The 12553-nt window shown below is 70.9% G+C and carries 11 protein-coding genes; 10 read left to right on the top strand and 1 reads right to left on the bottom strand.

The features are described 5' to 3' along the window. Positions 1-273: 273 nt before the first annotated feature. From ACFYX0_RS21305 to nusB, 4 genes are all read left to right on the top strand, one after another. The gene (locus tag ACFYX0_RS21305) at positions 274-1140 is read left to right on the top strand and encodes a Pro-rich N-terminal domain-containing protein (RefSeq protein WP_388972188.1); all 867 of its coding nucleotides are present in this window, start codon (positions 274-276) and stop codon (positions 1138-1140) included. 240 nt (positions 1141-1380) lie between these two features. Continuing rightward, entirely contained in the window at positions 1381-2487 is a 1107-nt protein-coding gene (locus ACFYX0_RS21300; RefSeq protein ID WP_355925115.1) for an aminopeptidase P family protein, read from the top strand. Positions 2488-2531: 44 nt separating this feature from the next. After that, positions 2532-3098: an elongation factor P gene (gene efp, locus ACFYX0_RS21295; RefSeq protein WP_311696020.1), complete on the top strand. Its 567-nt coding sequence runs from the start codon at positions 2532-2534 to the stop codon at positions 3096-3098. Between the two features lie 2 nt (positions 3099-3100). Continuing rightward, complete coding sequence (nusB, locus tag ACFYX0_RS21290; RefSeq protein ID WP_311696019.1) at positions 3101-3529, top strand: transcription antitermination factor NusB; 429 nt, start codon at positions 3101-3103, stop codon at positions 3527-3529. A gap of 260 nt (positions 3530-3789) precedes the next feature. Here the strand turns inward: nusB and bldD are convergent, their stop codons facing one another. Then, on the bottom strand, positions 3790-4293 hold the full coding sequence (gene bldD / locus ACFYX0_RS21285; RefSeq protein ID WP_311696017.1) for a transcriptional regulator BldD: 504 nt from the start codon (positions 4291-4293) through the stop codon (positions 3790-3792). Between the two features lie 241 nt (positions 4294-4534). Between bldD and pyrR the strand changes: the two genes are divergently transcribed. From pyrR to carB, 6 genes are all read left to right on the top strand, one after another. Beyond that, complete coding sequence (pyrR, locus tag ACFYX0_RS21280; RefSeq protein ID WP_311696015.1) at positions 4535-5107, top strand: bifunctional pyr operon transcriptional regulator/uracil phosphoribosyltransferase PyrR; 573 nt, start codon at positions 4535-4537, stop codon at positions 5105-5107. Positions 5108-5211: 104 nt separating this feature from the next. Further along, positions 5212-6207: an aspartate carbamoyltransferase catalytic subunit gene (locus ACFYX0_RS21275; RefSeq protein WP_355913665.1), complete on the top strand. Its 996-nt coding sequence runs from the start codon at positions 5212-5214 to the stop codon at positions 6205-6207. A gap of 5 nt (positions 6208-6212) precedes the next feature. Next, the gene (locus tag ACFYX0_RS21270) at positions 6213-7499 is read left to right on the top strand and encodes a dihydroorotase (protein WP_388972185.1); all 1287 of its coding nucleotides are present in this window, start codon (positions 6213-6215) and stop codon (positions 7497-7499) included. Continuing rightward, the gene (locus tag ACFYX0_RS21265) at positions 7496-8107 is read left to right on the top strand and encodes a hypothetical protein (RefSeq protein WP_388972183.1); all 612 of its coding nucleotides are present in this window, start codon (positions 7496-7498) and stop codon (positions 8105-8107) included. Before ACFYX0_RS21270 ends, ACFYX0_RS21265 begins: the two co-directional genes overlap by 4 nt. Next, on the top strand, positions 8104-9246 hold the full coding sequence (carA, locus tag ACFYX0_RS21260; protein ID WP_355913674.1) for a glutamine-hydrolyzing carbamoyl-phosphate synthase small subunit: 1143 nt from the start codon (positions 8104-8106) through the stop codon (positions 9244-9246). The genes ACFYX0_RS21265 and carA overlap by 4 nt, the downstream gene beginning before the upstream one ends. Beyond that, positions 9239-12547, top strand: coding sequence for a carbamoyl-phosphate synthase large subunit (gene carB / locus ACFYX0_RS21255; RefSeq protein WP_355913676.1), 3309 nt, complete (start codon positions 9239-9241; stop codon positions 12545-12547). The genes carA and carB overlap by 8 nt, the downstream gene beginning before the upstream one ends. Positions 12548-12553 lie beyond the last annotated feature (6 nt).

Raw genomic sequence — 12553 nt, 5'->3', positions numbered from 1 at the left:
CTCCGCTTCATCGTGCTGGACGGTCTGGCCAGGCCGACCGTGCTGGAGGGCCCGGACCCGGCGGTGCTGCTGGCCGCGTACGGCGAAGTGGGCCAGTAGCCCGCGCTCCGGGGCCCGACCGGCGGGCGACTCGTTCCGCCGGGCGCCGGTTGCCCCGATTCGCCTGCGGCAACGGGCACTTCAGGCCGTCCCCGGCCGTTCACACAACAACGGCCGGGGACGGTACGGTTCCGTGGGGAGCGAGCCCGAGACAACGAGACGGAGTGGCACCGGATGCAGCACGCAGTGGGAGCGCCGCTGCCGCCGCCCCACCAGCCGGGGCAGGAACCGGCGACGGTCTGGTCACCGGCCGCACACCATCCGGGGCAGCCGGGTGCCCATCCGGGTCCCGCACCGCACGTCCCGCCCGCGCCGGGCTTCGCGGGCTCCGCGGTGCCGCCCGGGCCTCCACACACCCAGGTGCCCCCGCACCACGCGCCCGTTCCGCCCGCGCCGGACACCACGGGCCAGGTCGGTCGTCCGCCCGGCGCCCCGGACAGCATGCCGGGCACGCCCCCGGCCGCGCCCGCGCCGGACCCCTCGTGCGCCACGCTCGCGGTGCTGCTCATCGGCCCGGCGGGCGCGGGCAAGACGAGCGTCGCGAAGTACTGGGCCGACCACCGCCGGGTTCCCACGGCCCACATCAGCCTCGACGACGTACGCGAATGGGTGCGCTCCGGCTTCGCCGACCCCCAGTCGGGGTGGAACGACCACTCGGAGGCGCAGTATCGTCTCGCCCGCCGCACCTGCGGCTTCGCGGCCCGCAACTTCCTGGCCAACGGCATCTCGTGCATCCTCGACGACGCCGTCTTCCCGGACCGCCCGGTCGTCGGCCTCGGTGGCTGGAAGCGGCATGTGGGACCCGGTCTGCTCCCGGTCGTCCTGCTGCCGGGCCTGGAGATAGTCCTGGAGCGCAACGCGGAGCGCACGGGCAACCGCCGCCTCACCGATGAGGAGGTCGCCCGGATCCACGGCCGCATGGCCGGCTGGTACGGCTCCGGACTGCCGATCATCGACAACTCACAGCTCGACGTGGCCGGCACGGCCCGCGCGCTGGACGAGGTCCTGGCCCGCTCGATCGCCAGCCCGCCGCAGTGGTGACCGGTCCCTGCGGCCATCCGGGAGACCGGCCGGTTCCGCTGCGGCCGTGACGCCGTAAGAGGCGTTGGTGGCGGGCCGAGGCGCCCGCTCCCGGTCCCCTTCCACGGGCTGTTCGGGGTTCCGAGGCAAGTGCGTCCCGCCCGCCGCCGTAGGCCTTCGGGCCGCCTCCGGAGCCTGCCCGGCCGCCCGTCCGGCCCCGTTGGAACGGCGGCATCCGGCCACCGCTCGTAGGCTCGGGTCATGCCAGAGGTGTACGCGGCCCGCCGGGACCGGCTGAGGGATCGCTGCAGCGCGGGTGGCAGTGCGGCGGCGCTGGTCACCCGCCCCGCCAATGTCCGCTATCTCGCGGGCGCCGCGCCCCAGGGCGCCGTCCTGCTGGTCGGCACGGGGGAGGACGTGCTGCTGTGCGCCGGACCGCCGGACGACGAGCTGATCGACGGACGCCCGGACGAGTCGCTACGGGTCCAGGTGCTGCCGCTGCCCGGTGGCGACCCCGCCGTGGCCGGCGCCGATCTGGCCGCCGCGCAGAGCGCCGAGTCCCTGGCGGTCGAGGAGCACCACCTCACGGTGGCCCGGCACCGGGCCCTGACCTCGGTCGCCCCCCGGCTGCGGCTGCTCGACCTCGGTGGCGCGGTCGAGCAACTGCGTCTGGTGAAGGACGAGGGCGAGATCTCTTTGCTGCGGATCGGGGCGGAGATCGTCGACCAGGCGCTGAGCGAGTTGCTGGAGTCGATCCTCGTTGGCCGCACCGAGCGTCATCTCGCCCTCGAACTGGAGCGCCGTCTGATCGACCACGGCGCCGACGGGCCCGCCTTCAGCACCTCCGTCGGCACCGGCCCGAACTCCGGCCGTCCAGGTCACCGCCCCACCGACCGGCGGGTGGAGGAGGGCGACTTCCTCTCCGTCTGCCTCGGGGCCACCTACCGCGGCTACCGCTGCGAGATCGGCCGTACCTTCGTGATCGGCACCTCGCCCGCGGACTGGCAGATCGAGTTGTATGATCTTGTCTTCGCCGCCCAGCGCGCCGGTCGGCAGGCCCTGGCACCAGGGGTCGCGTACCGGGACGTGGACCGCGCAGCACGGCAGATACTGGACTCCGCGGGGTACGGCAGCGGCCTCGCGCCGGGGACCGGGCACGGTGTGGGACTCGAAATCGACGAGGACCCGCAGTTGACCCCGGCCGCCATGGGTAAACTGGACGCTTGCGTGCCGGTCACCGTCGAACCCGGGGTTCACCTCCCGGGCCGGGGCGGGGTCCGGATCGATGACACGCTCGTCGTACGCCCCGAGGCGGACGGCGGACCCGAGCTACTCACCATCACGACCAAGGAGCTGCTCGCGTTGTGACGCGTGCCCCGTGGTCGTACGTCAGTCCAGGAGATTCCGCAACCGTGGCTTCCACGAACGACCTCAAGAACGGCCTGGTGCTCAAGCTCGAAGGCGGCCAGCTCTGGTCCGTCGTCGAGTTCCAGCACGTCAAGCCCGGCAAGGGCCCGGCCTTCGTGCGCACCAAGCTCAAGAACGTGCTCTCCGGCAAGGTCGTCGACAAGACGTTCAACGCCGGTGTCAAGGTCGAGACGGCCACCGTCGACAAGCGCGACATGCAGTTCTCGTACAAGGACGGCGAGTACTTCGTCTTCATGGACATGGAGACGTACGACCAGCTGCACATCGACCCGAAGGCCGTCGGCGACGCCGCGAACTTCCTCATTGAGGGCTTCACGGCCGTCGTCGCGCAGCACGAGGGCGAGGTGCTCTTCGTCGAGCTGCCCGCCGCTGTCGAGCTGACCATCGCCGAGACGGAGCCGGGCGTCCAGGGCGACCGCTCCACCGGTGGCACCAAGCCTGCCACCCTGGAGACCGGCCACCAGATCCAGGTCCCGCTCTTCATCACCACCGGTGAGAAGATCAAGGTTGACACCCGTACGAGCGACTACCTCGGCCGGGTGAACAGCTAACCGTGGCTGCTCGTAACACGGCCCGTAAGCGCGCCTTCCAGATCCTCTTCGAGGGCGACCAGCGCGGGGCCGACGTCCTGACGGTCCTCGCGGACTGGATCCGCCTCTCGCGGACCGACACCCGGCAGCCGCCGGTGAGCGAGTACACGATGCAGCTCGTCGAGGGGTACGCGGGGCACGCGAAGCGCATCGACGAGCTGATCGCGCAGTACGCGGTCGGCTGGACCCTCGACCGGATGCCGGTCGTCGACCGCAACATCCTGCGCCTCGGTGCCTACGAGCTGATCTGGGTCGACGAGACGCCGGACGCCGTCGTGCTCGACGAGATGGTGCAGCTCGCCAAGGAGTTCTCCACCGACGAGTCGCCCGCGTTCGTCAACGGGCTGCTCGGCCGGCTGAAGGACCTGAAGCCCTCGCTGCGCCGCGAATAGCTCCGAGGACGCACCGCGCCGCTCGCCCGCGGCGCGGGGGTGTCCGCGGGCGGCCCGGTGCGCCTTTTCAGGGCGCGGCCGCACCCCGGGAGCGAGGACGCCGTACATACGCCGGAGGGCCCGCAGCACGCATGCTGCGGGCCCTCCGGCGTATCGGTCTCCGGGCGGCCGTCAGGGGCCCCCGAGAACGCCGCCGGGGTGGCCGGACCGTACTGGTCCGGCCACCCCGGCGGCACGTTTCTGCTGAGACGGGAGGAGGGTCAGCTCTCCTCGTGGGACGCCACCGCACGGCGCGCGTCCGCGTCCAGGACGCCCCAGCTGATCAGCTGCTCGGTCAGGACCGAGGGCGACTGGTCGTAGATCACCGCGAGGGTGCGCAGGTCGTCCTGGCGGATCGACAGGACCTTGCCGTTGTAGTCACCGCGCTGGGACTGGATCGTCGCCGCATACCGCTGCAGCGGGCCCGCCTTCTCGGCCGGCACGCCGGCCAGGCGCTCCAGGTCCAGAACGAGCTTCGGCGGCGGCTCGGCGGCGCCGCCCGGAGTGGTGCCGGGCAGCAGTTCCTGAACCGGAACCCCGTAGAAATCCGCCAGCTCGGCGAGGCGCTGCACGGTGACGGCGCGGTCTCCGCGCTCGTACGACCCGACCACGACGGCCTTCCAGCGTCCCTGGGACTTCTCCTCCACACCGTGGAGGGAAAGGCCCTGCTGGGTGCGGATGGCCCGGAGCTTGGCCCCGAGCTGTTTGGCGTATTCGCTGGACATATAGCTCCCCGGACGAAGGCTGGTGACTCACTGTGAGGTTACGCAGCGTGACTCTTCCCCGTCAAGCCGAATGGTCCGCAGCGACCCGTCCGTGGGCGGCGACGTGCGGTGACGCCGAACGGGTGACAAGGGGGCGCCAGGGGGGTGATCGACCGCCCCCGGTGGGCTGGTAGTCTGTATGGCGCAATTCCGACGTCCTTTAAGATCCGTCCCGTGAGGCGGAGAAGGGGGTCCGTTTCGTATGGACACGCAGCATTCCGATGCCCGACCGGTTCTCGAAGGTCCTGACATCGCGCGGGTGCTCACCCGCATCGCCCACGAGATCGTCGAGCGCGCCAAGGGTGCCGACGACGTGGTGCTCCTCGGCATCCCGACCCGGGGCGTCTTCCTCGCCCGTCGGCTCGCCGTGAAGCTCGAGCAGATCACCGGCCGCACGATTCCGGTCGGCTCCCTCGACATCACCATGTACCGCGACGATCTGCGGTTGCAGCCCCCACGTGCCCTGGCCCGCACGGAGATCCCCGGAGACGGGCTCGACGGCCGGCTGGTCGTGCTCGTCGACGACGTGCTCTTCTCCGGCCGCACGATCCGTGCCGCCCTCGACGCCCTGAACGACATCGGGCGCCCGCGCGCGGTCCAGCTCGCGGTCCTCGTCGACCGCGGCCACCGCGAACTTCCGATCCGTGCCGACTACGTCGGCAAGAACCTCCCCACGTCGCTGCGGGAGACGGTCAAGGTCCAGCTCACCGAGGAGGACGGTCGTGACACCGTGCTGCTCGGAGTGAAGCAGACCGTGGCGGGCGCGCAGCAGTAGCACTCCGACGTACGCCCCTGGCGTACGTCCTGCGAGTGCGCCTCCGCGCGCCCGCGCCTGCCCGAATCCTCCCGATTGATGAACTGCCTTACGGAGCCTGACAGATGCAGCGCCATCTCATCTCGGCCGCCGACCTCACCCGTGACGACGCCGTCCTGATCCTCGACACCGCCGAGGAGATGGCCCGGGTCGCGGACCGGCCGATCAAGAAACTGCCGACCCTGCGCGGCCGCACCGTCGTCAACCTCTTCTTCGAGGACTCCACCCGCACCCGGATCTCCTTCGAGGCCGCCGAGAAGCGGCTGTCCGCGGACGTGATCAACTTCTCCGCCAAGGGATCCAGCGTGTCCAAGGGCGAGTCCCTCAAGGACACCGCCCAGACTCTGGAGGCGATGGGCGTCGATGCCGTCGTCATCCGGCACGGCGCCTCCGGAGCCCCCTACCGCCTGGCCAACTCCGGCTGGATCGACGCCGCCGTGATCAACGCCGGGGACGGCACCCACCAGCACCCCACCCAGGCCCTGCTCGACGCCTTCACCATGCGCCGCCGTCTGGTGGGCCGGGACGCGGGACTGGGCCACGACCTGGCCGGTAAGCGCATCACCATCGTCGGAGACGTGCTGCACAGCCGGGTCGCCCGCTCCAACGTCGATCTGCTGCACACCCTGGGCGCCGAGGTCACCCTGGTCGCCCCGCCCACCCTGCTGCCCGTCGGCGTCGGCTCCTGGCCCTGCGAGATCTCCTACGACCTCGACACCGCGCTGCCCAAGTCGGACGCGGTGATGATGCTGCGCGTCCAGCGCGAGCGCATGAACGCCGCCTTCTTCCCGACCGAGCGCGAGTACGCCCGGCGCTACGGCCTGGACGGCGACCGGATGGCGAGGATGCCGGAACACGCCATCGTCATGCACCCCGGCCCGATGGTCCGCGGCATGGAGATCACCGCCGAGGTCGCCGACTCCGGGCGCTGCACCGCCGTCGAACAGGTGGCCAACGGTGTCTCGATCCGGATGGCCGTTCTGTACCTGCTGCTCGGCGGGGCTGTATTCGATTCCCGGAATGCCTCCGCCCAGCCCGACACCCGTACCGAGGAGAAGTAAGACAGATGAGCAAGATCCTGATCCGTGGTGCGCGGGTGCTCGGCGGTGAGCCGCAGGACGTCCTGATCGACGGCGAGATCATCGAGGCGGTCGGCACGGGGCTGCCCGCCGAGGGCGCCCAGGTCGTCGAGGCCGAGGGCAAGGTGCTGCTGCCGGGCCTCGTCGATCTGCACACCCACCTCCGCGAGCCCGGCCGCGAGGACTCCGAGACGGTCCTGACCGGGACCCGGGCGGCCGCGAGCGGCGGTTACACGGCCGTGTTCGCCATGGCCAACACCTTCCCGGTCGCCGACACCGCCGGGGTCGTCGAGCAGGTGTGGCGCCTCGGCCGCGAGCACGGCTACTGCGACGTCCACCCCATCGGCGCCGTCACCGTCGGCCTGGAGGGCAAGAAACTCGCCGAGCTCGGCGCCATGCACGAGTCGGCGGCCGGCGTCACCGTCTTCTCCGACGACGGCAAGTGCGTCGACGACGCGGTGATCATGCGCCGGGCGCTGGAGTACGTGAAGGCCTTCGGCGGGGTGGTCGCCCAGCACGCGCAGGAGCCGCGGCTCACCGAGGGTGCGCAGATGAACGAGGGCGTCGTCTCCGCGGAACTGGGGCTCGGCGGCTGGCCCGCGGTCGCCGAGGAGTCGATCATCGCCCGGGACGTGCTGCTCGCCGACCACGTCGGCTCGCGCGTGCACATCTGCCATCTGTCGACCGCCGGGTCCGTCGAGATCGTGCGCTGGGCGAAGTCCCGCGGCATCGACGTCACCGCCGAGGTCACCCCGCACCACCTGCTGCTCACCGACGAGCTGGTGCGCACCTACAACCCGGTCTACAAGGTCAACCCGCCGCTGCGCACCGAGCGCGACGTCATGGCGCTGCGTGAGGCGCTCGCCGACGGCACGATCGACATCGTCGCCACCGACCACGCCCCCCATCCGCACGAGGACAAGGACTGCGAGTGGGCCGCCGCCGCCATGGGCATGGTGGGCCTGGAAACGGCGCTGTCCGTGGTGCAGGAGACGATGGTCGACACCGGGCTGCTCGACTGGGCGGGGGTCGCCGACCGCATGTCCTTCAAGCCCGCGACGATCGGCCGGGCCGCGGGCCACGGCCGCCCCGTCTCGGCAGGTGAGCCCGCCAATCTCGCCCTCGTCGACACCGCCTACCGTGGGCAGGTGGACCCCGCGGGCTTCGCCTCGCGCAGCCGCAACACTCCGTACGAGGGCCGTGAGCTGCCGGGCCGTGTCACCCACACCTGGCTCCGGGGCAAGGCCACCCTCGTTGACGGGAAGCTCGCGTGACTTCTGAAATCCTGCTCGCCGCCGCGAAGAAATCGGCGGAAGTGACCGACTGGGCCGCTCGGATCGGCTGGCTCGTGGGGCTCGCCCTGTTCGTCGCGCTCGTCTACTGGCTGATGCGCGAGGGCTGGAAGTGGCGCGGCACCCTCCAGAGCGACCTGCCGGAGCTGCCCACCCGCCCGTCGCCCACCACCCTCGACGGAGGCGGCGAGCCGTCGCAGCCCGGAATGCCCGAGGAGCCCGGTCCGGCGAGACTGAGCATGAGCGGCCGCTACCACGGTTCCACGACCGCCGGACAGTGGCTGGACCGCATCGTGGCCCACGGCCTGGGTACCCGCAGCCGGGTCGAGCTCACGCTGACGGACGCCGGACTCGACGTCGTACGCCCCGGCGCGACCGACTTCTTCGTTCCCGCCGAGCAACTGCGCGGGGCCCGGCTCGACAAGGGCATCGCGGGCAAGGTGCTCACCGAGGGCGGACTGCTGGTCGTGACCTGGGAGCACGGCGGCAAGCTGCTCGACTCCGGGTTCCGCTCCGACCGCGCGGCCGAGCACCACGACTGGGTCGACACCCTGAACCACATGATCGACAAGATGGAAGGCGCACGATGACCACCTCCACCGAGGGAGCCACCAGGACTCCCGCCGTACTCGTCCTGGAGGACGGCCGGATCTTCCGCGGCCGTGCCTACGGGGCCGTGGGGGTGACCTTCGGCGAGGCCGTGTTCTCCACCGGCATGACCGGCTACCAGGAGACCCTCACCGACCCGTCGTACCACCGCCAGGTCGTCGTGATGACCGCCCCCCACGTCGGCAACACGGGGGTCAACGACGAGGACCCCGAGTCCCGGCGGATCTGGGTCGCGGGCTACGTCGTGCGCGACCCCGCGCGCGTGCCCTCCAACTGGCGCGCCAAGCGCTCGCTGGACGAGGAGCTGCGCCACCAGGGCGTCGTCGGCATCTGCGGTATCGACACCCGCGCGCTCACCCGTCATCTGCGCGAGCGCGGCGCCATGCGCGTCGGCATCTTCTCCGGCCACGCGCTGCCCGACGAGGGCACCATGCTCGCCGAGGTCCGCCAGGCCCCCGAGATGGTGGGCGCGGACCTGGCCGCCGAGGTCGCCACCAAGGAGGCCTACGTCGTCCCCGCGATCGGCGAGCGGCGGTTCACCGTCGCCGCGATCGACCTGGGCATCAAGGGCATGACCCCGCACCGCATGGCCGAGCGCGGCATCGAGGTGCATGTGCTGCCCGCGACGGCGACCGCCGAGGACGTGTTCGCGGTGAACCCGGACGGCGTGTTCTTCTCCAACGGCCCCGGCGACCCCGCCACCGCCGACCACCCCGTCGCCGTCATGCAGGCCGTCCTGGAGCGGCGGACGCCCCTGTTCGGCATCTGCTTCGGCAACCAGATCCTCGGCCGTGCGCTCGGCTTCGGCACCTACAAGCTGAAGTACGGCCACCGCGGCATCAACCAGCCGGTGCAGGACCGTACGACCGGCAAGGTCGAGGTCACCGCGCACAACCACGGCTTCGCCGTCGACGCACCCCTCGACCAGGTGTCCGAGACCCCCTACGGCCGCGCCGAGGTCTCCCACGTCTGCCTCAACGACGACGTGGTGGAGGGCCTCCAGCTGCTCGACCAGCCGGCCTTCAGCGTCCAGTACCACCCCGAAGCCGCCGCGGGACCGCACGATGCCGCCTACCTGTTCGACCGCTTCGTATCCCTGATGGAGGGCCAGCGTGCCTAAGCGCACCGATATCCAGTCCGTCCTGGTCATCGGCTCCGGCCCGATCGTCATCGGCCAGGCCGCGGAGTTCGACTACTCCGGCACCCAGGCGTGCCGGGTGCTGAAGTCCGAGGGCCTGCGGGTCATCCTGGTGAACTCGAACCCGGCGACGATCATGACCGACCCGGAGATCGCGGACGCCACGTACGTCGAGCCGATCACCCCGGACTTCGTCGAGAAGATCATCGCCAAGGAGCGCCCCGACGCCCTGCTGCCCACCCTGGGCGGTCAGACGGCCCTCAACACCGCCATCGCGCTGCACGAGAACGGTGTCCTGGACAAGTACGGCGTCGAGCTGATCGGTGCCAATGTCGAGGCCATCCACAAGGGCGAGGACCGCGACCAGTTCAAGGAGGTCGTCGAGGCGGTCAGGCGGAAGATCGGGCACGGTGAGTCCGCCCGGTCGGTGATCTGCCACTCCATGGACGAGGTGCTGGCCGGCGTCGAGCAGCTCGGCGGCTACCCGGTCGTCGTCCGCCCCTCCTTCACCATGGGCGGCGCCGGGTCCGGCTTCGCGCACGACGAGGACGAGCTGCGCCGCATCGCGGGCCAGGGCCTCACGCTCTCGCCGACCACCGAGGTGCTCCTGGAGGAGTCCATCCTCGGCTGGAAGGAGTACGAGCTGGAGCTGATGCGCGACAAGAACGACAACGTCGTGGTCGTCTGCTCCATCGAGAACTTCGACCCCATGGGCGTGCACACCGGTGACTCGATCACCGTCGCGCCAGCGATGACCCTGACCGACCGCGAGTACCAGATCCTGCGCGACATCGGCATCGCCGTCATCCGCGAGGTCGGCGTGGACACGGGCGGCTGCAACATCCAGTTCGCGGTGGACCCCGAGGACGGTCGTGTGATCGTCATCGAGATGAACCCGCGCGTCTCGCGCTCGTCCGCCCTCGCCTCCAAGGCCACCGGCTTCCCGATCGCCAAGATCGCCGCCAGGCTCGCCGTGGGGTACACCCTCGACGAGATCCCCAACGACATCACCCAGGAGACCCCGGCCTCCTTCGAGCCGACCCTCGACTACGTGGTCGTCAAGGCGCCGCGGTTCGCCTTCGAGAAGTTCCCGGCGGCCGACTCCACGCTCACCACGACCATGAAGTCGGTCGGCGAGGCGATGGCGATCGGCCGCAACTTCACCGAGGCGTTCCAGAAGGCGCTGCGCTCCCTGGAGAAGAAGGGCAGCCAGTTCGCCTTCACGGGCGAGACCGGCGACAAGGCGGCGCTGCTGCGCGAGGCCGCCCGCCCCACGGACGGCCGGATCAACACGGTCATGGAGGCGATCCGCGCGGGCGCCACCCAGGAGGAGGTCTTCGAGTCCACCAGGATCGACCCCTGGTTCGTCGACCAGCTCTTCCTCATCAAGGAGCTCGCGGACGAGCTGGCCGCCGCTGAGCGGCTGGACGCCGAGCTGCTGGCCGAGGCCAAGCGACACGGCTTCTCCGACCAGCAGATCGCCGAGATCCGGGGCCTGCGCGAGGACGTCGTGCGCGAGGTACGGCACGCGCTGGGCGTGCGCCCGGTCTACAAGACGGTGGACACCTGCGCCGCCGAGTTCGCCGCGAAGACGCCGTACTTCTACTCCTCCTACGACGAGGAGACCGAGGTCGCGCCGCGCGAGAAGCCCGCGGTCATCATCCTGGGCTCCGGTCCCAACCGCATCGGCCAGGGCATCGAGTTCGACTACTCCTGCGTCCACGCCTCCTTCGCGCTCAGCGACGCGGGCTACGAGACCGTGATGGTCAACTGCAACCCCGAGACGGTCTCCACGGACTACGACACCTCCGACCGCCTGTACTTCGAGCCGCTGACGCTCGAGGACGTGCTGGAGATCGTCCACGCCGAGCAGCAGGCGGGCCCGGTCGCGGGCGTCGTGGTCCAGCTCGGCGGCCAGACCCCGCTGGGCCTGGCCCAGGCGCTGAAGGACAACGGCGTGCCGATCGTGGGCACCTCGCCCGAGGCGATCCACGCCGCCGAGGACCGCGGCGCGTTCGGGCGGGTGCTCGCCGAGGCCGGCCTGCCGGCCCCCAAGCACGGCACGGCCACCACGTTCGGGGAGGCCAAGGCGATCGCGGACGAGATCGGCTACCCGGTCCTCGTGCGGCCGTCGTACGTCCTCGGCGGACGCGGCATGGAGATCGTCTACGACGAGACCCGGCTCGCGTCGTACATCGCCGAGTCGACCGAGATCAGCCCGTCCCGGCCGGTGCTCGTCGACCGCTTCCTCGACGACGCGATCGAGATCGACGTCGACGCACTCTACGACGGCCAGGAGTTGTACCTCGGCGGCGTGATGGAGCACATCGAGGAGGCCGGTATCCATTCCGGCGACTCGGCGTGCGCGCTGCCGCCGATCACGCTGGGCGGCTTCGACATCAAGCGGCTGCGCGCCTCCACGGAGGCCATCGCCCGCGGCGTCGGGGTGCGCGGACTGATCAACATCCAGTTCGCGATGGCGGGTGACATCCTCTACGTCCTCGAGGCCAATCCGCGCGCCTCCCGCACCGTCCCCTTCACCTCGAAGGCGACCGCGGTGCCGCTGGCGAAGGCCGCCGCCCGGATCTCGCTGGGCGCGACCGTCGCGCAGCTGCGCGAGGAGGGGCTGCTGCCGAAGAACGGCGACGGCGGCGAGCTGCCGCTGGACGCGCCGATCTCGGTCAAGGAGGCCGTCCTGCCGTGGTCGCGGTTCCGCGACATCCACGGCCGGGGCGTGGACACGGTCCTCGGCCCGGAGATGCGCTCCACCGGCGAGGTCATGGGCATCGACTCCGTCTTCGGCACGGCGTACGCCAAGTCGCAGGCGGGCGCCTACGGCCCGCTGCCGACCAAGGGCCGCGCCTTCATCTCGGTCGCCAACCGGGACAAGCGGTCGATGATCTTCCCGGCGCGGGAGCTGGTCGCCCACGGCTTCGAGCTGCTCGCCACCTCCGGCACCGCCGAGGTGCTCAAGCGCAACGGCATCAACGTCACCGTCGTGCGCAAGCAGTCCGAGGGCACCGGCCCGAACGGTGAGAGGACCGTCGTCCAGCTCATCCACGACGGCGAGGTCGACCTCATCGTCAACACGCCCTACGGCACCGGTGGCCGCCTCGACGGCTACGAGATCCGCACGGCCGCGGTGGCCCGCTCGGTGCCCTGTCTGACGACGGTCCAGGCGCTCGCCGCCGCCGTCCAGGGCATCGACGCCCTCAACCGCGGCGACGTGAGCGTCCGCTCCCTCCAGGAACACGCGGAACACCTGACCGCGGCCCGCGACTAGCAGCCC

Origin of the sequence: Streptomyces sp. NPDC002573, from assembly GCF_042889625.1 — a bacterium.
GTDB lineage: Bacteria > Actinomycetota > Actinomycetes > Streptomycetales > Streptomycetaceae > Streptomyces > Streptomyces gibsoniae.
Note: the sequence above shows the minus strand (reverse complement) of the source record. Positions and strands in the feature narration are given on the sequence as shown.